Annotated in this window: 21 protein-coding genes; 16 read left to right on the forward strand and 5 right to left on the reverse strand. The window is 64.4% G+C overall.

Translation table 11 applies throughout. The features are described from left to right. Positions 1–23: 23 nt before the first annotated feature. The 3 genes from hisI to A0W70_RS02395 form a co-directional block, all read right to left on the reverse strand. Positions 24–467, reverse strand: coding sequence for a phosphoribosyl-AMP cyclohydrolase (gene hisI, locus A0W70_RS02385; protein ID WP_070987960.1), 444 nt, complete (start codon positions 465–467; stop codon positions 24–26). 76 nt (positions 468–543) lie between these two features. Then, positions 544–1,380: a M23 family metallopeptidase gene (locus tag A0W70_RS02390; RefSeq protein ID WP_070987962.1), complete on the reverse strand. Its 837-nt coding sequence runs from the start codon at positions 1,378–1,380 to the stop codon at positions 544–546. Positions 1,381–1,385: 5 nt separating this feature from the next. Beyond that, entirely contained in the window at positions 1,386–2,720 is a 1,335-nt protein-coding gene (locus A0W70_RS02395; protein ID WP_070987964.1) for a dihydroorotase, read from the reverse strand. Positions 2,721–2,885: 165 nt separating this feature from the next. Here A0W70_RS02395 and A0W70_RS02400 point away from each other — a divergent pair, with 165 nt between their 5' ends. The 8 genes from A0W70_RS02400 (at position 2,886) to A0W70_RS02435 (ending at position 13,505) form a co-directional block, all read left to right on the forward strand. Then, complete coding sequence (locus tag A0W70_RS02400; RefSeq protein WP_070987966.1) at positions 2,886–3,749, forward strand: phytanoyl-CoA dioxygenase family protein; 864 nt, start codon at positions 2,886–2,888, stop codon at positions 3,747–3,749. 397 nt (positions 3,750–4,146) lie between these two features. Then, the gene (glyA, locus tag A0W70_RS02405; protein WP_070987968.1) at positions 4,147–5,400 is read left to right on the forward strand and encodes a serine hydroxymethyltransferase; all 1,254 of its coding nucleotides are present in this window, start codon (positions 4,147–4,149) and stop codon (positions 5,398–5,400) included. Positions 5,401–5,510: 110 nt separating this feature from the next. Then, positions 5,511–6,764: a sarcosine oxidase subunit beta family protein gene (locus A0W70_RS02410; RefSeq protein WP_070988272.1), complete on the forward strand. Its 1,254-nt coding sequence runs from the start codon at positions 5,511–5,513 to the stop codon at positions 6,762–6,764. 11 nt (positions 6,765–6,775) lie between these two features. After that, positions 6,776–7,057 carry a sarcosine oxidase subunit delta gene (locus A0W70_RS02415; protein WP_070987970.1) on the forward strand — a complete coding sequence of 94 codons (282 nt, stop codon included), beginning with the start codon at positions 6,776–6,778 and terminating at the stop codon, positions 7,055–7,057. Continuing rightward, positions 7,054–10,086: a sarcosine oxidase subunit alpha family protein gene (locus A0W70_RS02420; protein ID WP_070987972.1), complete on the forward strand. Its 3,033-nt coding sequence runs from the start codon at positions 7,054–7,056 to the stop codon at positions 10,084–10,086. The genes A0W70_RS02415 and A0W70_RS02420 overlap by 4 nt, the downstream gene beginning before the upstream one ends. After that, entirely contained in the window at positions 10,079–10,690 is a 612-nt protein-coding gene (locus A0W70_RS02425; protein WP_070987974.1) for a sarcosine oxidase subunit gamma, read from the forward strand. Before A0W70_RS02420 ends, A0W70_RS02425 begins: the two co-directional genes overlap by 8 nt. A 161-nt stretch (positions 10,691–10,851) precedes the next feature. Continuing rightward, complete coding sequence (locus A0W70_RS02430) at positions 10,852–12,546, forward strand: formate--tetrahydrofolate ligase (RefSeq protein WP_070987976.1); 1,695 nt, start codon at positions 10,852–10,854, stop codon at positions 12,544–12,546. Between the two features lie 308 nt (positions 12,547–12,854). Next, positions 12,855–13,505, forward strand: coding sequence for a hypothetical protein (locus A0W70_RS02435; protein ID WP_070987977.1), 651 nt, complete (start codon positions 12,855–12,857; stop codon positions 13,503–13,505). On the opposite strand, the gene A0W70_RS02440 is transcribed toward A0W70_RS02435, so the two are convergent. Next, entirely contained in the window at positions 13,499–14,353 is an 855-nt protein-coding gene (locus A0W70_RS02440) for a cyclic nucleotide-binding domain-containing protein (RefSeq protein WP_070987979.1), read from the reverse strand. The genes A0W70_RS02435 and A0W70_RS02440 overlap by 7 nt on opposite strands. A 361-nt stretch (positions 14,354–14,714) precedes the next feature. On the opposite strand from A0W70_RS02440, the gene A0W70_RS02445 reads away from it, so the two are divergent. The 8 genes from A0W70_RS02445 to glnT all read left to right on the forward strand — a co-directional run bounded on the left by A0W70_RS02445 (position 14,715) and on the right by glnT (position 23,056). Then, positions 14,715–15,398 carry a response regulator transcription factor gene (locus A0W70_RS02445; RefSeq protein WP_217495361.1) on the forward strand — a complete coding sequence of 228 codons (684 nt, stop codon included), beginning with the start codon at positions 14,715–14,717 and terminating at the stop codon, positions 15,396–15,398. 100 nt (positions 15,399–15,498) lie between these two features. Further along, the gene (locus tag A0W70_RS02450; RefSeq protein ID WP_070987983.1) at positions 15,499–16,149 is read left to right on the forward strand and encodes a helix-turn-helix domain-containing protein; all 651 of its coding nucleotides are present in this window, start codon (positions 15,499–15,501) and stop codon (positions 16,147–16,149) included. Positions 16,150–16,912: 763 nt separating this feature from the next. After that, entirely contained in the window at positions 16,913–18,328 is a 1,416-nt protein-coding gene (locus A0W70_RS02455) for an ammonium transporter (protein ID WP_070987985.1), read from the forward strand. Between the two features lie 17 nt (positions 18,329–18,345). Further along, on the forward strand, positions 18,346–18,627 hold the full coding sequence (locus A0W70_RS02460; RefSeq protein WP_070987987.1) for a hypothetical protein: 282 nt from the start codon (positions 18,346–18,348) through the stop codon (positions 18,625–18,627). A 162-nt stretch (positions 18,628–18,789) separates the two neighbouring features. After that, the gene (locus A0W70_RS02465; protein ID WP_070987989.1) at positions 18,790–19,689 is read left to right on the forward strand and encodes a class II glutamine amidotransferase; all 900 of its coding nucleotides are present in this window, start codon (positions 18,790–18,792) and stop codon (positions 19,687–19,689) included. A 2-nt stretch (positions 19,690–19,691) separates the two neighbouring features. Then, positions 19,692–20,378: a GltB/FmdC/FwdC-like GXGXG domain-containing protein gene (locus A0W70_RS02470; protein ID WP_070987990.1), complete on the forward strand. Its 687-nt coding sequence runs from the start codon at positions 19,692–19,694 to the stop codon at positions 20,376–20,378. A gap of 13 nt (positions 20,379–20,391) precedes the next feature. Next, on the forward strand, positions 20,392–21,702 hold the full coding sequence (locus A0W70_RS02475; protein ID WP_070987992.1) for an FMN-binding glutamate synthase family protein: 1,311 nt from the start codon (positions 20,392–20,394) through the stop codon (positions 21,700–21,702). A gap of 46 nt (positions 21,703–21,748) precedes the next feature. Then, positions 21,749–23,056, forward strand: a complete 1,308-nt coding sequence (glnT, locus tag A0W70_RS02480; RefSeq protein WP_070987994.1) for a type III glutamate--ammonia ligase — start codon at positions 21,749–21,751, stop codon at positions 23,054–23,056. Between the two features lie 108 nt (positions 23,057–23,164). Here the strand turns inward: glnT and A0W70_RS02485 are convergent, their stop codons facing one another. Further along, positions 23,165–23,560 carry a DUF4870 family protein gene (locus A0W70_RS02485; protein WP_070987996.1) on the reverse strand — a complete coding sequence of 132 codons (396 nt, stop codon included), beginning with the start codon at positions 23,558–23,560 and terminating at the stop codon, positions 23,165–23,167. Positions 23,561–23,602 lie beyond the last annotated feature (42 nt).

A 23,602-nucleotide genomic window follows, 5' to 3' on the forward strand; every position in this document is an offset into this window, starting at 1 on the left:
GGCTCGTGATGGTTGCCGGCGCTTCAGGTGCCGGACGGTCCGTACAGGCTCGCCGGGTCAACCAGCGGCCCGGAGGTGATCTCTACACTGTCGCCGTCAATCCGGTGGTAGAAACAGCTGCGGCGGCCGGTGTGGCATGCCGGCCCGTTCTGATCCACACGCAGGAGCAGGGCATCGCCGTCGCAGTCGATCCGAACGTCGATGAGGCGCTGGATCTGGCCCGAGGATTCGCCCTTGCGCCAGAGCTTCTGCCGCGAGCGCGACCAGTAGACGACACGTCCGCCGGCCAGGGTCTCATCAAGCGCCGCTGCGTTCATCCAGGCGAGCATCAGGACCTCGCCCGTGTCGTGCTGCTGCGCGATCGCCGGGATCAGTCCGTTCGCGTCGAAACGCAGGGCCGCGCGGACATCGGCCCAGGCGATGCGCGTGCCCTCGGCGAGCGTTTCGGTTTCTTTGAGGGTTTCCATCCGCACGATGATACCGCGCCGCCATGGTGGGCGCCCAGTCCGCGACGCCCTTGCGGGCGGCTGCCGTCACGACCGTTCAGCCGCCCCCGTCGGGCATCGCGTCTACCAGTTGGCGCGGGTCCAGCCGGCGCTGGAACCAGTTGATGCGCCAGTCGAGGTGCGCCCCGGTGGAGCGGCCGCCCGAGCCGACGGTGCCGATCGTGTCGCCGCGCTCTACGCGGTCGCCGACATCGACCGCAAGGGACCGCAGGTGCAGGAATGCCGAGGACAGTCCATGGCCGTGGTCCAGCAGGAGGGTGCCGCCCGAGAAATACATGTCCTCGTGGGCGACCGTGACGATCCCGCCAGCCGGTGCCCGAACCGGGGTGCCGGCGGACGCCGCGATGTCGATGCCGTAGTGCGGGCGGCGCGGTTCGCCGTTGTAGACCCGCTGACTGCCGTAGACGCCTGTAATACGGCCGGTCACGGGCCAGATGAAATCGTCCAGGAAATCCGTCCGCGGGTCGTCGCGGGTGCGGGCTTCACGCACCAGCTCGACCTCTTCGCGGATGCGTTCCATGGCCTCTTCCGGGGGCGATACGGTCTCCGGGGGCACGCCGTCGATGCGCTGTATGTCGTAATCGCGCGGCGCGATCTCGAGTCGGCGTTCGATGCGCTCCCCATCGGGTCCTTCGACCACCAGTCGTTCGGAATCGGCCGCGTCGCGCCCGAAGCCGATCACGAAGACCCCCTGCGGCGATACGCGGACCTCGCGGTCGGCAAAGTACACGCTCGCGCCCGGGGCGGTGCGGCCGAACACGACCGATCCCTGCGCGAGGCGCCCCTGCAGTTCCAGCCGCGGTGCCGCGGCGAGGGGCAGGGCGAGGGCGACCAAAAGGATGGCGCTGATGAACCGTGTGGTTGCGCGCGTCATGGGAGTCACCGTGCGAACCGCAGTCGTTGGCCCGCAATGGCGCCCGTAAGTGACCCGTCCAGCCAGACCGCCTCGCCCGAGACGATCGTGGCCGCCACGCTGCCGGCGAGGGTTTTGCCGTCGAACGGGGACCAGCCGCACTTCGACAGTACGCCCCCGGCGTTGATCCGTGTCGGCGTGTCGGGATCGGCCAGCACCAGATCCGCCCAATAACCTTCGCGGATGAAGCCGCGCTCGGCGACGTCGAAGCGCTGCGCCACGTTGTGGCTGGACTTGCGCACGACCTGTTCGATCGACAGTTCCCCGCGGCTCACCAGATCGAGCAGCGCCGGCAGGAAGTCCTGTACCAGCGGGAGTCCGGCCGCCGCATCGAGGTACGGCTGATCTTTCTCCGCGATGGTGTGCGGGGCATGGTCGGTGGCGAGGATGTCGATACGGCCCTCACGCAGCGCCGCCAGCAATGCGTTCCGGTCTTCAGCGGTCTTGATGGCCGGGTTGCACTTGATCCGGCTGCCGAGCGCTTCGTAGTCGGCATCACTGAACATCAGATGATGAATGCAGGCCTCAGCGGTGATGCGTTTGTCATCGATCGGACCCGGATCGAAGAGCGCCATCTCGCGGGCCGTGGTCAGATGGAGCACATGGAGATTGGTGCCGTGCCGGCGCGCCAGGTCAACGGCGAAGGAGCTCGAACGCCAGCACGCCTCGCCGGTGCGGATGACCGGGTGATGACGCGGCTCGACGGCATCGCCCAGGCGTTCGCGCATGGCCGCTTCGTTCGCCTGGATGGTGGGCGTGTCTTCGCAGTGCGTGACGACCGGCACGGCGGCGGTCGCAAAGATCCGGTCGAGGATCTCGGGGTCGTCCACCAGCAGGTTGCCCGTCGACGCCCCCATGAAGATCTTGATGCCGGGCGTGGTGCGCGGGTCCAGCTGCATCAGCGCGTCCATGTTGTCGCGCCCGGCGCCGAAGAAAAAGCCGTAATTGGCGCGCGCTCTCCCCTCGGCGCGACGGTATTTGTCCTCGAGCGCGGCGGCGGACAGCGTGGGTGGTTTCGTATTCGGCATCTCGAAGAAACTGGTCACTCCGCCCGCGACCGCCGCCGCCGATTCGGTGGCGATGTCGGCCTTGTGCTCCATGCCGGGCTCGCGGAAGTGAACCTGGTCGTCGATCAGGCCCGGCAGGAGCCAGCGCCCGTTCCCTTCGATGACCCGATCGGCCCCGCGGCCGGCGAGGTCGCCGCCGATCGTGTCGATGCGGCCGTCCTTCACCAGCAAGTCGCCCTCGGTCACGGTTTCCTCGTTGACGATACGGACGTCCGTGAGCAACAGACTGGACATACTGACTCCCCGGGGCGACGTGGGCACAACGGCTCAGCGGCGTGGCGACTGGCCGAGCGGCGAGTATAGCGGCCGCTCGGCGGCTGTCGCGAATCCGTGCAGGCGTCCCGGTGGGCCGTGTTGTTCCGGTTGCTACAATCCCCGGGCATCCACGGGAGGCCACCGATGACCGCGATCCAGACCCTGAGCCGGCCCCCGGCGCCGGACTGGCTGCGGGCCCGTATCTACGCGGGGGATCTGCTGATCGTACGCGGCACGGAGCCGGCGGCGCGACTGGTCGAGTTCTTCGACGCCGAGTTGCGCAGCGCCTTCGCCTGCGATGCCCTGGCGGAGGCCCAGTTTTCCATGGCGTCGGAGGACTGGCACAGCCGTGCGGCCCGCCTGCGAGCCGACTACAAGCGCGACCCGCGGGCCACGGACCTGATGCGCCGCCTGCTGGTCCATTTCGGGCTCGATGTCACCCGCACGGCCGCCGATGTGCTGAACCTGCGGGCGCAGCCCCACGACGACAGCCCGGGCCTCGACGCTCGACATACACTGGGTGCGCACCGTGACACCTGGGCCTCGAACGTCTATCAACAGATCAACTGGTGGCTGCCGATCTATCCGGTCACCCCGGGGCGCACGATCACGTTCTTCCCGGGCTGCTGGGATCGTCCGGTCGACAATGACAGCGCCGACTGGGATCTCGAAGCGATCCGCGGCGAGGTGCGCGCGGCGCGGCAGGAGGGGCGCGCACCGGTCATCCGCAACACGCCCGATCCGACGGCAACACTCGATCCGTCCGGGTCGATGCCGGTCGTGGTGGAGCCCGGCGACGTGCTGATCTTCTCGGGGGCGCATCTGCACGCGAGTGTGCCGAACGCGTCGGGTGCGACCCGGTTCAGCCTCGAGATCCGCTCGGTTGACCTCGCGGATGCCGCGGCAGGACGGGGCGCGCCGAATACCGATGGAGCGGCGCCGCACACCGCCTGGCACTGGTTCCGCCGGCTTGATACCGGGGAGCGCTTGCCGATGACGGGCCCGTGAGCGGGCTCTATGCCGCTTCGATGACACCGGAGAGGGCGGTGAATCGAATCGAACCGGTACGGGCAGACGGGTGCGGGAATGGTGCCGAACGCCCCGTCGGGGTTTGCCGCGGCCGTGGATCCTGGCGCCGACAGGCCGTCGTCGCCGCAAGGCAAAGGCGCGTCGTGGCCGAACAAGTCGCGGGCGGACAGCGCTGTAAGCTGCACGCCCTGACTCGTATAATGGCGTGTTCGCAAACCGCCGGGCAGGCCATGCGGATGGTCGCCCCGCAGCGCCCGAAAAAGTACTGAGAGAACGAATCCGGACGCCCGTGCCCGATGGCTGCATGCGGCGCCCGCGAACGTTTTGGTGAATGGTTTCCGGGCGCCGCTGCGCCCGCTGGTTCCGGGAGAGATGCATGTTCAGCAGCAATGAAACGATCGCCGGTTTCGACGATGAGCTCGATGCCGCGATCAATGCCGAGCGCACGCGCCAGGAGCAGCACATCGAGCTGATCGCCTCGGAGAACTACGCGTCGACGCGGGTGCTCGAGGCCCAGGGCTCGGTCCTCACCAACAAGTATGCCGAAGGCTATCCCGGGCGCCGCTACTACGGCGGCTGCGAGCACGTCGATGTCGCCGAGCAGCTGGCGATCGACCGCGTCAAGGAACTCTACGGTGCCGCCTACGCCAACGTGCAGCCGCATTCCGGCGCCCAGGCGAATGCCGCCGTGTTCACCGCGCTGCTCCAGCCTGGCGATACCATCCTCGGCATGAGCCTCGCTCACGGCGGTCATCTTACGCATGGCGCCTCCGTGAACTTCTCCGGCAAGAACTATCATGCCGTGCAGTACGGGATCGACGACGAGACCGGCGAGATCCGTTACGACGAGGTGGCCGAACTCGCGCGCGAGCACAAGCCGAAGCTGATCATCGCCGGCTTTTCGGCCTATTCGCGCGTGATTGACTGGCAGCGTTTCCGCGAGATCGCCGATGAGGTCGGTGCGTTTTTCATGGTCGACATGGCGCACGTCTCCGGCCTGATCGCGACTGGCCACTACCCGAATCCGGTGCCGATCGCCGATGTCGTGACCTCCACCACGCACAAGACGCTGCGCGGTCCCCGCGGCGGCATCATCCTGTCCCGCGACACGGACCTCGGGAAGAAATTCAACTCCAGCGTGTTCCCGGGTATGCAGGGCGGTCCGCTGATGCACGTGATCGCCGCCAAAGCGGTCGCGTTCAAGGAGGCGCTGCAGCCGGAGTTCCGCGATTACCAGCAGCGCGTGATCGACAACGCGCGCGTGATGGCCGGCGTCTTCCAGGAGCGCGGGCTCAAGATCGTCTCCGGCGGCACCGATGACCATCTGTTCCTGCTGGACCTGACGCCGAAGGGCGTGACCGGTAAGGACGCGGATGCGGCACTCGGTCGCGCGCACATCACGGTCAACAAGAACGCCGTGCCGAATGACCCGCAGCCGCCGTTCGTGACCAGCGGTCTGCGTATCGGTACGCCGGCCGGGACCACGCGCGGATTCGGCGAGCAGGAGTTCGCCGACATCGCGCACTGGATCTCAGACGTGCTCGATGACATCGATAATGAAGAAGTCATCGATCAGGTCCGGGACAAGGTCCAGGAACTGTGCCAGCGCTTCCCGGTATACGGGGGCTGAGGCCGTAACGAACCGCGACGACGCGGGCCGCCCTGCGGTCCGCGTTCGTCTGTGCCCGAAGGCAGGCGGTCCACCGCCGTGCCAGCAGCCGAACAGGGGGCATGTCCGGCATGAGAAAGTATTCGATTTTCAGTCTGGCGCGGAACGCGCTCAGCCATCACGAGAACTGGTGGCAGGCGTGGCGCAGTCCGGAGCCAAAGAAGCGCTATGACGCCGTGATCATCGGCGGTGGCGGGCACGGCCTGTCGACGGCGTATTACCTCGCCAAAGAACACGGCATGACCAACATCGCCGTGATCGAAAAGGGGTGGCTTGGTGGCGGCAATACCGGCCGCAATACGACCATCATCCGGTCGAACTATCTCTGGACGGCCTCGGCCGGCATCTACGAGAAGGGCCTGAAGCTCTGGGAGGACATCACCCAGGAGGTCAACTTCAATATGATGCTGAGCCAGCGCGGCGTGCTGAACCTGGGGCACAACCTGCAGGACATGCGCACCATCGAGCGCCGGGTGAACGCCAACCGCCTCAACGGTGTCGACGGCGTCGTGCTCAACGCGCAACAGGTCAAGGAGATGGTGCCGATCATCAACACCTCGGAGACCAACACGCGCTTCCCCGTGCTGGGATCCTCCTACCAGCCGCGCGGCGGTATCGCCCGCCACGACGCGCTCGCCTGGGGTATGGCGCGTGCCTGCGACAGCCTCGGGATCGACGTGATCCAGCAGTGCGAGGTGACCGGTATCCGTCGTGAAGATGGTCAGGTCACCGGTGTCGATACCACGAAAGGATTCATCGAAACGAACAAGGTGGGCGCCGTCACCGCGGGCAACTCCGGCGTCATCGCCGACATGGCGGGCATCCGCCTGCCGGTCCAGTCGCGGCCGCTGCAGGCGCTCGTGTCGGAGCCGATCAAGCCGGTGATCGATACGGTCGTCATGTCCGGTGCCGTGCATGTCTACATCAGCCAGTCCGACAAGGGCGAGCTCGTGATCGGTGCCGGTGTCGACAAGTACAACGGCTATGGCCACAAGGGTTCGATCTCGGTGATCGAGGAACAGCTTGCCGCGCTGGTCGAGCTGTACCCGATCGTCAGCCGCCTGCGCCTGCTGCGCCACTGGGCCGGCTGCGTGGATGTGTGCCCCGACGCCTCGCCGCTGGTGACCAAGACGCCGGTGGATGGCCTGTACTTCAACTGCGGCTGGGGCACCGGCGGCTGGAAGGCCACGCTCGGCTCCGGCTGGTGCTTCGCGCACACGATGGCCAACGACGAGCCGCATCCGCTCAACGAGGCCTTCAGCCTGAAGCGTTTCGAGACCGGCGCGGTGATCGACGAGCACGGCGCCGCCGGCGTGGCTCACTGAGGGGGTAGATCATGCTTTATATCCAGTGTCCCTGGTGCGGCTGGCGCGACGAATCGGAATTCGGTTACGGCGGCGAGGCGCACATCGAGCGGCCCAAAGATCCGGATTCGGTGTCCGATGCGGAATGGGCCGACTATCTGTTTTTCGGCAGCAATACGCGGGGCGAATTCCGCGAGCGCTGGGTGCATTCGGCGGGTTGCCGCCGCTGGTTCAATGCCGTGCGCGATACCACGACCTACGAATTCAAGGCGTTCTACAGGATGGGCGAAGAACCGCCGGGGGGTGAACAGTGAGCCAGACGAACCGTCTGCAGACCGGTGGCCGCATTGATCGCAGGAAGCCGCTGACGTTCACCTTCAACGGCCAGTCCCTGCAGGGCTATGAGGGCGATACGCTCGCGTCCGCACTGCTTGCGAACGGCATTTCCCTGGTGGGCCGCAGCTTCAAGCTGCATCGGCCGCGCGGGATCATGGGCGCGGGTGCGGAGTGCCCGAACTCGCTCGTGCAGATCGGGCGCGGCGCTGGCACGATCCCGAATCTGCGCGCGACCCAGACCGAGTTGTATCAGGGGCTCGAGGCGAACAGTGTCAACTGCTGGCCAAGCGTGAAGTTCGACGTCAACGCGGTCACGGGCCTGTTCTCGCCACTGCTGCCGGCCGGTTTCTATTACAAGACCTTCAAGTGGCCGAAGTCCTGGTGGGACAAGGTCTATGAGCCGCGGATCCGCAAGTCGGCCGGTTTCGGCAAGGCGCCGACCCAGCCGGATCCGGATCGCTACGACAAGAAGAATCGCCACTGCGATGTCCTGATCGTGGGCGGCGGACCCGCCGGGTTGGCCGCAGCGCTCGAAGCGGGTCGGCGCGGTGCCCGCGTGGTTGTCTGTGACGAACAGAACGAGTTCGGTGGTCATCTGCTCGCGGGTCGCCAGTTCCTCGACGGCAAGCCGGGCGTGGAATGGGCGAAAGAGGCGGTGGCCGAACTCGAATCGCTGGAAGAGGTCACGCTGCTTCCGCGCACGACGGCGTTCGGTCATTACCATCACGGTTTCGTCTCGCTGCTCGAGCGGGTGACGGACCACATCGGTCTGACGTCCCCGGATGAGCGCCCGCGCCAGCGCCAGTGGCGTGTGCGCGCCAACCAGGTCGTCCTAGCGACCGGAGCGATCGAGCGCCCGCTCGTGTTCTGCAACAACGATCGTCCGGGCATCATGCCGGCCTCGGCGGTGTCGACCTACATCAACCGCTATGGGGTGCGCCCGGGGCAGCGCGCGGTCGTGTTCACGAACAACGACAGCGCATATCAGACCGCGCTCGATCTCGATGATCACGGGGTCGACGTCGCGGCTATCGTCGACGTCCGTCCGGAGAGCGAAGGCGTACTCGTCGACCGCGCCCGCAAGGAAGAAATCCCGATCTACAGCGGCTACGCCGTAGTGGACACGCGTGGCGGCCAGCACGTCAGCGGCGTCAAGGTCATGCGCCTGAATGGTCGTGGCGATGGGGTCTATGGAGAAATCCATCATCTCGACTGCGACCTGGTCGCGAGCTCTGGGGGCTGGAACCCCGTTATCCATCTGCACTCGCATCCCGGCGGAACGATGCGTTACGACGAGTCGATCGCCTCGTTCGTACCGGACCAGGCGATGGGCAATACGTACAACGCCGGTGCCTGTAACGGCAATTTCGCACTGGGTGGCTGTATTACCGAAGGTCTGTCGGCTGGCGCCATGGCGGCGGCCGGTGCCGGCTTCGGGACCGAGGACATCGAGGGCGAGGCGCCGGCGACCGGCAAGCAGAAGGAGTCGCCGCTGCGTCCGATGTGGCGGGTGCCGTCGCGCAAGGCGATTTCGCGCGCGCCGAAACAGTTCATCGACGTGCAGAACGACCAGACCAGTGCCGACGTGTATCTCGCCGTGCGCGAGGGTTATCGCTCGATCGAGCACATCAAGCGCTACACGGCGATGGGCTTTGGCACCGACCAGGGCAAGCTGGGCAATATCAATGGCGCCGGCATCGCCGCCGAGGCTTTGGGCGAGGATATCGCCAAAGTCGGTACCACAACGTTCCGGCCGGCCTACACGCCGGTGACCATGGGCGCGTTCGCGGGTCGCGATTTCGGTCCGGAGCGGTTCCATGCCGTGCGCAAGACGCCGATGCACCAGTGGCATGTCGAGCACGGTGCCCTGTTCGAGAACGTGGGTGACTGGAAGCGCCCGTGGTATTACCCGAAGCCGGGCGAGTCGATGCGCGAAGCACTGGACCGCGAGTCGTACCAGACCCGGCACGCCGTCGGTGTCCTCGACGCCTCGACGCTGGGCAAGATCGACGTGCGCGGACCCGACGCCGCGGAGTTCCTGAACCGTGTTTATACGAACGGCTGGAAGACCATGGAGGTCGGCAAGGCCAAGTACGGGATCATGCTCGGCGAGGACGGCATGATCATGGACGACGGCGTGTCCGCGCGGATCGCTGAAGACCATTACCACATGACCACGACGACCGGCGGTGCCGCCCGGGTACTGGCGCACCTGGAGGAGTACCTCCAGACCGAGTGGCCCGAACTGCAGGTCTATCTGACCTCGACTACGGACCAGTGGGCGGCGATCTCGCTCGCCGGGCCGCATGCCCGTGATGTCGTCGCCAAGGTCGTCAGCGGTGTCGATCTCTCCGGCGACGCCTTCCCGTTCATGACCTGGCGGGACTGTGAAGCCGCCGGGGTGCCCGCGCGACTGTTCCGTATCAGCTTCAGCGGCGAACTCGGCTTCGAGATCAACGTTCAGGCCAATTACGGTCAGTACGTCTGGGACGCCGTCTGGGAGGCGGGACAGGAGTACGGCATCACGCCGTATGGCACCGAGACGATGCACATCCTGCGCGCGGAGAAGGGCTTCATCATCGCCGGCCAGGACACCGACGGCTCGGTCAATCCGATGGACTTCGGCATGCATGGCCTGCTGTCCAGCAAGAAGGATTTCATCGGCCGCCGTTCACTGAGCCGGCCCGACGCGATCCGCGAAGACCGTGAGCAGTTCGTCGGCCTGGTCACGGTCGGCGATCCGAAGGAGATCATCCCCGAGGGCGCGCAACTGGTCGAGGATCCGAATGCCAACGAGGCGCCGAAACCGGTACCACTGCATGGTTACGTGACGTCCAGCTACTACTCGTCGACGCTCGGCCATTCGATCGCGCTCGCGATGGTCAAACGCGGTCGTGAGCGGATGGACGAAGTGCTCTACGCGCCACAGGCGGATGGCCGCGTGATCCAGTGCCGGATTACGAGCCCCGTGTTCTACGATCTGAAGGGGGAACGGCAGAATGTCTGAAGCCATTCGTCAGGAATCGCCGCTGGTCGAGCGGATTACGCCCGAACGCAAGGCGGCCGCGCCGGCGAATGCCGGTGTTACGTTGCGTGAACGCCCGTTCCTCGGTTGCGTCAATCTGCGCGGAAACGCGGAGGACGCGAAGTTCACCGATGCGGTGAAGGATGTTCTGGGCGTCGCACTACCGACCGAGCCGAATACGGTCGTCGAGAACGGCGAGATCACGGTCTTCTGGCTGGCGCCGACCGAGTGGTTTGTCCGGACCGCCGCGGACGGGCAGCTCGATCTGATCGCGCGCCTGGAGGAGGCGCTCGCCGGGCGGCACATCGCGACGAACGATGTCACCGGGAACTTCACGACCGTGGAGCTTTCGGGACCGCACGCGCGGGACGTGCTCGAGAAGGGCTGCACACTCGACCTGCATCCGCGGGCATTCGCGCCGGGCCAGTGTGCGCAGACCCTTCTGAGCCATGCGGGCATCCTGATCCGGCCGACCGCGGACGGGCAGGGCTTCGAGATCGTGGTGCGTCGCAGTTTCGCCGACTACACGTTTCTCTGGCTCGACGATGCCGCCGCCGAATACGGCGGCATGGCGGTCAGCGACTGAACGTACCGTCTTCCGACCGCTGAACGCGGGAGGCGTACCGGGGACGGATCGCGAGATCGCGTTCTCCAGCGGACGGCCATTCCGGAAACCCGGGTGGCCGTCCTCATTTTGCGGGGGTGCCCGCGGATAATCGACACCAAGACAGGACCGGGAGCAGGCCGATGGGCAACGAACAGCACCAGAATCCGAAGAGCGATATCGAGATCGCGCGTGGCGCGACCCTCCGTAACATTACCGAGATTTCCGACAAGCTGGGTATTCCTGGCCACGGTCTGCTGCCGTACGGCCACGTCAAGGCCAAGGTGGACCCGGAATACGCGGAAACCCTGAAAGACAAGCCGAACGGCAAGCTGATCCTCGTGGCCGGCATCACGCCGACGCCGGCGGGTGAAGGCAAGACGACGACCAGCGTCGGCCTCGGCGATGCACTCAACCACACCGGCCGTAACGCCGCCATCTGCCTGCGCGAGCCGTCGCTCGGCCCGTGTTTCGGCGTCAAGGGTGGTGCTGCCGGCGGTGGCTTCGCCCAGGTCGTGCCGATGGAGGAGATCAACCTCCATTTCACGGGTGACTTCCATGCGATCACCTCCGCGCACAATCTGCTGTCGGCGATGATCGACAACCACATCCACTGGGGTAACGAGCTCGGCATCGATGCCCGCCGGATCACGTGGAAGCGCGTGCTCGATATGAATGATCGGGCGCTGCGCAATATCACCAACAGTCTCGGTGGCGTCGGCAATGGCTTCCCGCGCGAGGACGGCTTCGACATCACGGTCGCCTCCGAAGTCATGGCGATCTTCTGTCTCGCCAACGACCTGGAAGACCTGCAGGAGCGGCTCGGGAACATCGTCGTCGCCTACACCCGTCAGCGCGAGCCGATCCGGGCGCGCGATCTGCAGGCCGAGGGCGCGATGACGGTGCTGCTCAAGAACGCACTCGGACCGAACCTCGTGCAGACGCTGGAGGCCACCCCGGCATTCGTCCACGGCGGGCCGTTCGCCAACATCGCCCACGGCTGCAACAGCGTCAGCGCGACGCGCACCGCGCTCAAGCTGGCGGACTACGTCGTGACCGAGGCGGGCTTCGGTGCCGATCTCGGTGCCGAGAAGTTCTTCGACATCAAGTGCCGCAAGTCCGGTCTGACACCGGATGCGTGTGTCATCGTCGCCACGATCCGGGCGGTCAAGATGCACGGCGGTGTGGCCAAGGAAGACCTGAAGAAGGAGAACGTCGAGGCCGTCCGCAAGGGTGCCGAGAACGTCATTCGCCACGTCCGCAACGTGAAGAAATTCGGTGTTCCGCCGGTTGTCGCCGTCAACAAGTTCTCGGCCGATACCGAAGCGGAGATCGAAGCGCTGCGCGAGCGCATCGCCGAGGAAGATGTCGAGCTGGTGCTCTCCGATCACTGGGCGAACGGCGGGGCCGGCGCCAGCGACCTGGCCGATACCGTCGTGCGCACGATCGAGGAGAAGCCGAGTCAGTTCAATGTCCTGTACCCGGACGAGATGCCGCTGTGGGACAAGGTCAAGACGATCGCCACCGAGCTCTACGGTGCGAGCGATATCAATGCCGAGGACAAAATCCACAATCAGCTGCGCCAGCTCGAAGAGCAGGGCTACGGCCATTATCCGGTCTGTATCGCCAAGACGCCGCTGTCGTTCTCGACTGATCCGGGCCGCAAGGGTGCTCCGAGCGGACACACCGTAACGATCCGTGAGGTGCGCCTCTCCGCCGGTGCGGAATTCCTCGTGATCGTCTGCGGCGATGTCATGACCATGCCCGGACTTCCGAAGGTCCCGGCCGCGGCGCATATCCGCCTCGGGGACGACGGCAACATCGAAGGGCTGTTCTGATCGTCCGGTTCCGGCCGAGCGCCGGAATGCGGGTTTGCAAAAAGGGCGCCTCCGGGCGCCCTTTTTCGTGTCCGGCCCCGAGTAACACACGCGTTGCCGACGTCATGGTGCGCCACGTATCAGGCTCGGCGGTTTTGTGGGCGTGGGCCAAAGTCGATTGCTGGATTGATAACCGTCAAATCTCCCGCCTGCGCATCGGGCAACATTCGGGCAGGGCCGCGTTTCGGCGTGCCAGCAGACACCGTGGCCCCATGACTCGAGTACACGGGTCCAGTGAATGTCTGGTACTGCGGGGGTGATTGTTCGCAATGGCCAATATCCTGATTGGATGGCAGGAAGATGCATCGGATCGTTTGCCGGTGATGGCGGCCGCCGTTGCGGCGGGGGCCAGAACGGTACGCGGGGCGAATGTGCGTCTGTTGTCGCTTGAAGCGATCGACCTCGATTACTTGTCCTGGTGTGACGGACTTGTACTGGGGGTCGACGCCGATCCGTCGCGTGTCGCTGATGCGCTCGCGAACTGGCAGCAGGCACTCGAACCGCGTTTCTGGGAAACCATGCAGGGAAAGTTCGCTTCCGTGTTCGTGGCCGCGCCGGGAGAGGCCCGGAAACGGGAATGCGCCCATGACTGTGCCGTACGGCTTTTGACGGAGCATGGAATCCTGGTGCCCGGTTTCAGCGGTACGCGGGGTAGCGCGGAGGGAGACCTCGAGTCACCGCGTGGGCATTTCCACCATGAGTGCGAGCGCCTCGGGCGGTTGTCGACCGGTATGGTGCACGCATGGACCGGACGTAACGGCAACCCCCAGCGCAGACGCATTCTCGGTTCGCTTGTCCGGGCCACGCGGCGCGTACCGGCGATGCGCCCCGGAACGGGCGCGCACGTACCCGTATCCAGCTACTCCGGTTTATCGGGTGCGACTGATGGCATGGCCCCGACTGTTGACCCGGCTCAGTAACCGCGGGCGGTCGAATCGGTGTTGGCGGGTTGTCCCGTGAGTGCGGTCACACCCGCCTCGATGATGCGGATATGGCGATGTCGGACCTCGATGACACCTTCCTCCGCCAGTCGCGTCATCATGCGACTGATCGTTTCCAGGGCCACCCCGAGGTAATTGGCGATGTCCTCACGGTACATGGGGAGATGGACTTCGTCCGTGGCAAAGCCCGCGACACGGTACCGCGTCAGTAAATCGGCCAGGAACAGGAGCAGGCGTTGATGCGCATTGAGCCGGCCGAGTTCGCGGAAGTGCGCATGATCGCGGCGGATCATATCGCCCGCGATCTCGTGCACCCGCCGCTGCAGACCCGGGTGCGACTGGGCGACGCGGAGGAGGCGATCCACCGGGATCGCGCACATCGTGGTCCGCTCGAGTGCGACCGCGCGGGTGCAGTGCTGCTCTCTGCCGAGACTCTCGATCCCCACGATCTCGCCGGGCAGGGTGAATCCGATGACCTGCTCCGCACCGGTGCGGTCAATCATGCTGGTTCGCAGTGCGCCGCTGCGCACCGTGTACACGCAACGGAACGGGTCCCCTGTACTGAAAATCGTCTCCCCTCGGGCCACGGGTCCGCGCGCGACCGCGATACGGTCGATCTCACCGAAGATTTCGTCGTTCAGGTTACCGGGGAAACACGATCGGCGGAGGGCGCACTGGAAACAGCTTCGGTGATTGGCCATCCGTGCGGCGACACGGCGGTGAGCATCGTGATGCGGCATGGAGAGGCCGTTTTCGTCCGTGCGGACGGTGCGCGCATGCCGTTCCTGCGACCTTCCATTGATGGGAAAAGTCCGTTGCATGTCCATTTACCCGGAACTTTGATCAATTATCGATACGGTACCGTCCGCAACGCTCCTGTCCTATCGGGGGTCCGCGGAAACCGTTCATGGGAGAATTCCCCAGGGAGCGCAATAGCGCGCCATCCGGAACGGGGTGTCACATGAACCTCACGACCAGTGGGCGACGGGGCACCGCCGGACCCGCGTGCCAACGCGGGTCTGTACAGGTACGGTAGTTTTGTATACATAAACCTCTAGACTTGTCCCGTATTGCCGTCAAGATCGCTGCTGTCGAGCGGCTTTGCCGGGGGCAGTCAAGGGGGTGGACGACCCGTGCGGTCGGATGCGGGCGGTTGTACAACCGTGCCGCGGCAGAGGAGGAATGGCTGTGACCCGGATTGCAGAGAATGCCGTCGGGACGGCCGCACGTGTCGTTCTGGTCGAGGATCATCCCGTATTCCGCAAGGGACTGATGGATCTGCTGGGCGAAGTCGAGGATCTGCGCGTTTGCGGTGAAGCCGGCGATGCCACGGAGGGGAGCCGTGTCATCGACGAGGTCTCGCCGGATCTGGTTCTGATGGATCTGTCATTGCCGCAAGGCAATGCCCTGCCGCTGGTGCGCGATCTCCGCAATCGGTATCCCGCACTCCGGATTCTGGTTGTTTCCATGCATGAGGAGCGCATGTATGCCGAGCGTGCACTGCGGGCGGGGGCCGACGGCTATATCACCAAGGCGGAGGCGGTTGATCGCCTGATCGAGGCGATCCGTGAGGTGCTCGCGGGCCGGTTCTATCTGAAACCGGAATGGGCCGCGTGGCTGCTCCGTCAAAGCATGCGTGGACCGGATGCCTCGACGGCGGAGCCGGAGGCGCTGCTGTCGGACCGGGAACTGGAGGTGTTCACGCTTCTCGGGTGGGGATATTCGACCCGCGAGATCGCGGAGCGCCTGCAGCGGAGCCCCAAGACGATCGACAGTCACCGCGAGCATATGAAGCACAAACTCGGCGCCGCCAGTAACGCCGCGCTGCTGCGCATGGCGACGATCTGGGTCATGAATCTCTCCGAAAACTGAGCGCGGATGGGTGCCTGCTCCAGGCACCGCGGCCGAGTCGTGATGGGGCGCCGCAAGACCTGTATCCTGCGGCCCAGGGTAAGAGCGCAAAGGGAATACGGTGAATCAGGGGAAGAAAACGGATGCCGAGTCGCTTGGACTCATTCCCGACACGACGGCGGGGGTGGCAAGCCGGGATCTTGAAAAATACGTTGGTGCCGAGATCCGTCGGCATCGGCGCCGCGCGGATCTGACGATCGTTGCCCTGGCGCAGCGGGCCGGCCTCTCGCAGGGCATGATGTCCAAGATCGAGAATGGCCAGACTTCACCCTCACTGAGTACGCTCAGCGCGTTGGCCGATGCCCTGGGCACGCCTTTGTCGGCGCTGTTCGCGCCGCTCGATACGAGTCGGGATGTCTCCTTTGTCCCGGCCGGTACCGGTCTCGAGATCGACCGCCGTGGCACCAAATCCGGCCACCTCTATGAGCTGCTGGGTCATGGCGTACGCAACGTGGTGGGGGTGGAGCCCTACAGGATCACGCTCTCGGAGGGATCCGAACCCTTCGGCGATTTCCAGCACGAAGGCGTCGAGTTCATCTACATGCTGGAAGGCCGCCTGATTTACCGCCACGGCGAGCGGACATTCCCCATGGGGCCTGGCGATGCCCTGTTCTTCGACTCGATTGCCCCGCACGGTCCGATCGAACTCGTGGAAGTACCCTGTCGCTATCTCTCGGTAATTACATATTCCCGGGATGAAAATGCAGGGTAGATTTTCAATATAACTGAAAATCGCGTGTTTTCGGCGATGATCGAGGCCGTTCCCGCCTATAGTGAATCCATGTCCAGGTATCTACGGGTCGCCTCGGTTACATGGCGCACCAACAATTTCCCTCTATGCAATAAATATTCTTTAAGGTAAATTCGCGACCAGGATGCGTTCCGGTCGCGTGTGATCGGGACGTGGCGCTGAGGGAGCCCGACATGGTGCGGGTCGCTTCTGAGCCATACCGAAAGCCGATTCCGCTCGAATGTGCCGCCGGGCGGGCAGACCTCGCCCGGCTGCACCGGGATCGGGCTGTCGCCACCGTGAGGCCGGTCGACCGGTCGGGGAGCGGTTGCGGACTGGTATGCCCTCTCGTCCGACCGCCAGAGTTGCGGTCCCCATCGCGTCGATCCCGTTCCCAAGTCCGGGTAACGGTCGGCGAGCACACCCCGGATCCGTCAGTCCCCTGCCTCGGCTTCCACCGCGCCACATTGAACCACGCGGACTTCCGTCCGCGTGGCAGCGACGCGTGCGGTTCCCGGAAGCCGACCGATCTGGCGTTTCCGGCGCCGGCCACCGTCGCGGATCCCATGATCCGCGTGGCGGTCCGGCCGGTCTCTCGCTTACGGGCCACAAGTCCCGTGTGGCAATCCCTGAGAATGAACCCGATCCGGTCCCGTAGCGGTTGCACGGAGGCGTATGGCGAGTGCCATCCGGCCCGCGTTCGACGGCTGCGGGTGTTGGAAATCCCATAACAAGGGGGGTACCAATGGATACACAAATCGATGCGATCATCACGATCTTCACCGAGTTTTATTACTGGGTGACGGTCGTGATGATGTTCCTCATCCATGCCGGCCTGCTCGCGTACGAGGTAGGTGCCACAAGACGCAAGAACATCAGTCAGACCATTAACCGGCACATTATGGTGCTCGCCCTCGTCACATTGACCTGGTTCCTGTTTTCCTGGTGGATCTACTGGGCCTTCAACGCCGGACCGGGCTTTTTCGGACCGGTGATCACCAGCGAAGCGGCGATGGCGGCATTGCCGTGGTCCGAGAACATGGGCCCACATCTGCAGGACAACATCTCCGGGGTCTTCTGGGCCGCTTTCCTGCTGTTCTCATGGACCGCCGCGGCGATCGTATCGGGCGTGGCCATCGAGCGCGTGCGGACCGGGGCATTCCTCGTCATCGGCGTCCTGGTTGGCTCCGTGACCTGGGTCATCGACGCCTCCTGGGGCTGGCATGCCGAGGGCTGGATGGTCCAGCTCATGGGCTACCATGACGCTTATGCCTCCGGGGTGATCCATGCCATCGCCGGCGGTGCCTGCCTCGCCCTGACGATCGTACTGGGCCCACGCATCGGCAAGTTCGACCAGGAGGGGCGTCCGCGGGATATCCCGCCGCATAACGCATGGATGGCCTGCTTCGGACTGGTGATCATCTACGCGGGCTTCTGGGGCTTCTACGCCGCCTGCAACATTCCGATCATCAATATCGGCTCCGAGGAAGAGCTGCGCATGGGTGCGACCAACATCTATCTGATGCCCACCACCCTGTCGTCGCTGACCTTCAACTTCCTGATGTCGCTGACCGGCGGCCTGATGGCCGGCTATTTCGTCTCCAAAGGCGACCCGTACTGGACGCTGTCCTGCGGTCTTGCGGGCATTATCGGCGCCTCGGCCGGAAACGATCTGTATCACCCCATCCAGGCCCTGTTCGTCGGCGCCGCGATCGCGGCGGTGATCTACAAGCTGCACTTCTGGGTGGAGAACCGGTTCAAGATCGATGATCCGGTTGGCGCCTGTGCCGTCCACGGTTATGCGGGTTTCATCGGTGTCGTCGTGGCCGGTTTCCTGCTCTGGGGTTACCCGGCAGCGGCTCCGATCGATCTCTCGAACTGGTGGGTCAGCAGCCATGGCTGGTTCGGTACGACGCCGGATGGTTCCCCGGCGGTGAACCCGATCGGCAACTTCCTCGGGGCCATCATCATGTTCGGCGTGCTCGGCTTCCTGCCGACGTACGTGGTGGCGAAGCTGTTCCAGGCGAAGGGCATACTGCGTGAACCGCGCGAGGTCGAGCTTGCGGGTGCCGACACCTACGAGAACCTCGATGTCTATCCGAATTTCGCCTGGGCCGAGAGCGAATTCGACAAGGTCGAAATTGACTACGCCAAAGACTGAACAGAGGAGGAAACATCATGTCCACAGGTATCAGTTCGTGGTCCAACCCGGCTGAAATCACGGCCATCTACCCCTTTCCGGGAACGGAATGGCTGCTTGTGATCGCCGGATTCGTCTTCTGGATCTGGTGGCACGTCAAACAGATCCGGGAGGAAAACCGGGCCCTGGAAGAGGCCGCCGAATACCATCGGCGGCATGGCGTCCGCAAGACGATGGAGGAGAACGTGGCTCGGAGCGTATCGGACGCGCCGGCCGGTTCTCATTCCAGCGCCAGCGGCGTGAATCCGGTCGAAGAGTAGGATGGATCGTCCTCGTCCGGGTTGGCGGCACGAGCCGCCGGCCCGGACGGGCGTCGGTTGTGAATGCTGAAGCAGGAATTCCCGGTAGGAAAAATATCTTCATGGAGGTAAACTTCTGCTTCATGTAGGCTTGGCCGCCACGACCGGAGGAGGCGACGCGCGATGTGCGGAATTGTCGGCCTGTATCTGAAGAACCCTGAACTGGAGCCGCGGCTTGGAGAACTGTTCTGTCCGATGCTCGCGGAGATGACCGAGCGTGGACCGGACAGCGCCGGGATCGCGATCTACCGCGATGATGGGCAGTACACGAGCAAGATGACGGTTTACAGCAGTGATCCCGATTTCGACTGGGATGGACTCGCGGCCGAGGTCGGCCGGGATCTCGGTACCCCGGTCACGGCCGACCGGGTTTCGACCCACGCGATCCTGCGCTCGGATGCGTCTACGCGTGACCTGCGTGCATGGCTGCAGGACCACTATCCGAACATCCGGGCGATGAGCGCAGGCGGTGCGCTCGAGATCTACAAGGAGGTGGGGTTGCCGGTTGATGTCATGGAGCAATTCGGGATCGGGGCGATGAACGGCACTCACGCGATTGGTCATACCCGCATGGCCACCGAAAGTGCCGTGACCACCGAGGGCGCGCACCCGTTCAACACCGGCGATGATCTGTGCCTTGTCCACAATGGTTCGCTCTCCAATCACCACCGGCTGCGGGAATGGCTTCGGCGCCATGCCGGCATGACCTTCCAGACGGAAAACGACAGCGAGGTCGCCGCCGCGTACCTGACCTGGCGGCTGCGCGAGGGCGATTCCCTGTCGCAGGCGCTGGAAGCGGGCCTGAAGGATCTGGATGGTTTCTATACGTTCGCGGTCGGTACGCGCGAGGGCTTCTCCGTCGTGCGCGACCCGATCGCCTGCAAGCACGCGATCATGGCGGAGACCGATGACTGGGTCGCGATCGCGACCGAGTATCGCGCGCTGGCGCGGCTCCCCGGGGTCGATGCGGCCCGGGTCTGGGAGCCGAAACCCGCCACCGTCTACAGCTGGGGGAGGGCATGAGCATGAATACGCTCGACCTGGAACGCATGGCGGTGCGTGACGTCAATCAGCGGCTCCATGACGACGCCGCCGGCACCAATACGGATCAGCAGTACGAAATCCTCAATCCGATGGGCCGGCACGCGATCGCTGTCGGCCTCAATCATCCCTTCGACGTCACGGTTCGCGGTCATGCCGGGTACTACTGCGGCTCCATGAACAAGGAAGCGACCGTGACGATCGAGGGCAATGCCGGTGTCGGCGTAGCCGAGAACATCATGTCCGGCACGGTGCATGTTACCGGCTATGCCAGTCAGTCGGCGGCGGCGACCGGCCATGGCGGTCTCGTCGTGATCGACGGCGATGCCAGTGCCCGCTGCGGTATCTCGATGAAGGGCGTGGATATCGTGGTCGGCGGATCCGTCGGTCACATGTCCGCTTTCATGGCGCAGTCCGGCAACCTGGTCGTCTGCGGCGACGCCGGTGAATCGTTTGGCGACTCGATCTACGAGGCTCAGCTGTTCGTTCGCGGGAGTGTGGAAAGTCTGGGCGCCGACTGTGTCGAGAAAGAGATGCGGCCGGAGCACGTCGAACGGGTGCGGGGTCTGCTCGAACGGGCCGGTATCGATGCCGATCCGGCGGCGTTCCGGCGCTACGGCTCCGCGCGCCAGCTCTACAATTTCAAGATCGGCAACATTGGCTACTACTGAGGGGGAACACCCGATGGACGAACGAAAGGTACGCGAATCCGCCACCTTCCCCCCGCATGTCATCGCCGAGATCCAGCGGGCCGCATCGGAAGGTCTCTATTACATCCGTGGCTCCGGCGCCAAGCGCGCGGTGCCGACGTTCGATGATCTGGTGTTCCTTGGTGCGTCGATCTCGCGTTACCCGCTCGAAGGCTATCGCGAGAAATGCGATACCAACGTCACGATCGGTACCCGGTATGCGAAGAAGCCGATCGAACTGAAGATACCGATCACGATCGCCGGCATGAGTTTCGGGGCTTTGGGCGCCAATGCCAAGCAGGCGCTTGGACACGGTGCCAGCGCCATGGGCACGAGTACCACCACCGGCGACGGCGGCATGACCGAGGAGGAGCGGGAGGCGTCGAGCCTCCTCGTGTACCAGTACCTGCCGTCACGCTACGGCATGGAACCGGATCAACTGCGCAAGGCGGACGCAATCGAGGTGGTCGCCGGCCAGGGTGCGAAGCCGGGTGGCGGCGGCATGCTGCTCGGTCAGAAGATTACTGACCGGGTGGCGCAGATGCGGACGCTGCCCAAGGGCATCGACCAGCGTTCCGCCTGCCGCCATCCGGACTGGACGGGTCCGGACGACCTCGAGATCAAGATCCAGGAACTGCGCGAAATCACCGATTGGGAGAAGCCGATCTACGTCAAGGTCGGCGCGACCCGCACCAAATTCGACACCATGCTCGCGGTCAAGGCCGGTGCGGACGCCATTGTCATCGATGGTATGCAGGGCGGCACCGCCGCGACACAGACCTGTTTTATCGAGGATGTGGGGATCCCGACGCTGCCGGCCGTGCGCCAGGCGGTAGAGGCGCTCAAGGAACTCGACATGCATCGCGAGGTGCAGTTGATCGTCTCCGGCGGTATCCGCACGGGCGGTGATGTGGCCAAGGCGCTCGCGCTCGGCGCGGATGCCGTATCGATCGGCATGGCCTCGCTGATGGCACTCAACTGTAATGCGCCGATCTACGAGGAGGATTATCACGCGCTCGGGACGCGGCCCGGTTCCTGTCACCACTGTCATACCGGCAAATGCCCGGTCGGCATCACCACGCAGGATCCCGAACTGGAAAAACGTCTGGATCCTGAACTCGGTGCACAGCGTGTGCGGAATTATCTGGCCACGCTGACTCTTGAATGCCAGACGCTGGCGCGGGCGTGCGGAAAATCCCACGTACACAACCTCGAACCGGAAGACATGGTGGCCTTGACCATGGAGGCGGCCGCAATGGCCCGCGTCCCCCTGGCCGGTACCGACTGGATCCCTGGCTGGAGCTGATCCGGCCGATCCGCGCAAATCCGAGCAACGCCACCCGGGAGGCATAATGACAAGCAAGCTCGCAGCATTCGCAAAAGAACGGGATATCAAGTACTTCCTGTTCAACTTCACGGATCTACGCGGCGTCCAGCGCTCCAAGCTGGTACCGGCCGCCGCGGCCGCCGGTATGGAAGAGGATGGCGCCGGTTTCGCCGGCTTCGCGACGTACCTCGATCTGAGCCCGGCCGACCCGGACATGTTCGCGGTACCGGATCCCGATACCGCCATCCAGTTGCCGTGGAAACCGGAAGTCGCGTGGGTGGCCGGTGATCTGTGGATGGACGGCCAGCCGATCGAGCAGGCGCCACGGCGGGTTCTCAAGCGGATGATCGAGAGGGCGAACGCCGAGGGATTCCATCCAAAGTCGGGTGTCGAGGCGGAGTTCCATCTGATCAGCCAGGATGGCAGCGAGATCCATGATTCACTCGATACAGCCGAGAAGCCCTGTTACGACCAGTCGGCGGTCATGCGTCGCTACGACGTCATCTCCGAGATCTGCGATGCGATGCTCCATCTTGGCTGGGAGCCGTACCAGAACGATCATGAGGATTCGAACGGCCAGTTCGAGATGAACTGGGGATTCGATGATTGCCTCGTGACCGCGGATCGCCACGCCTTCTTCAAATTCATGGTCCGATCGATCGCCGAAAAACACGGGATGCGGGCGACGTTCATGCCAAAGCCGTTCATGCACCTGACGGGCAATGGCTGCCACGTGCATCTGTCGCTCTGGAACAAGAGCGGCAGTGCGAACATGCTCGATGATAGCAGTGATGAACTCGGGCTCTCCGAGAAGGCCTATCACTTCATGGGCGGCGTCCTGCATCACGCGCAGGCGATGTGTGCGATCACCAACCCGACCGTAAACAGTTACAAGCGCATCAATGCGCCGGTAACCGCCTCCGGCGCCACGTGGTCTCCGAATTCGGTCACCTGGGCCGGCAATAACCGCACTCACATGATCCGCATCCCGGATCCCGGGCGCTTCGAGTTCCGACAGGCCGATGGCGCCGCCAATCCGTATCTGCTTCAGGCCGTGAAGTTGGCCGCCGGCCTCGAGGGGATCGCCAATCAGCGCGAGCCCGGCAAGCGGCTTGATATCAACATGTACACGGAAGGTCATAAGGCCCGGGGCGCACGTCGGTTGCCCCTGTATCTGATCGATGCCATCCGTGCCTTCGAGCGCAACAAGGCATTGCGCGCGGCGCTGGGCGAGGACTTCAGTAAGGCCTATATCAAAATGAAGATGCAGGAGTGGGATGACTACTCGCATCAGCTGACGGAGTGGGAGCGGCAGCACACGCTGGATTGCTGATACGGTATGTGATCGTCGGAAACACGGCAGTACATTTGCCCCGCAACCGGCGGGGCATTTTTTTGCGCGGCATATGTCCAGCGGCGGTACCGCGCGCGATGACCTTCTCTACGCGTTTTCCTGCGGATGCTTCCGGGTCGGTAACGCCCGGCGCGCGGACAGGTACAGATAACCCTTGAGTACGCGGTACATGAACCAGAAGGCCGTGACCAGGAGCAGGATTGCGCCGGCCACCCCTGCCAGCCGCCACTCCGGGGACGTCCCCAGATACATCAGGCCGCCTCCGAGCAGCCCCCACAGAAGGGTCCACCATACGGTTCGGATCTGCCAGTCGAAGTGGGAGGCGTAGATCGTTCCATCGGCCTGAGCGCGGCGGGCGTAATTCAGCGCCAGCCCCACAATCGGGGTAAATACCAGCATCAGCCCTAACAGCTGAAGCGCATATACGCCCAGCACCAATCGGTGCTGATCCGGGGTTTCTTCCTTTTCAGAATTCCTGGCCATCGAATGGTCTCCGAAAACCGTTCGACAGGGTGGATGACCGTC

The organism is Halofilum ochraceum, assembly GCF_001614315.2.
GTDB lineage: Bacteria > Pseudomonadota > Gammaproteobacteria > XJ16 > Halofilaceae > Halofilum > Halofilum ochraceum.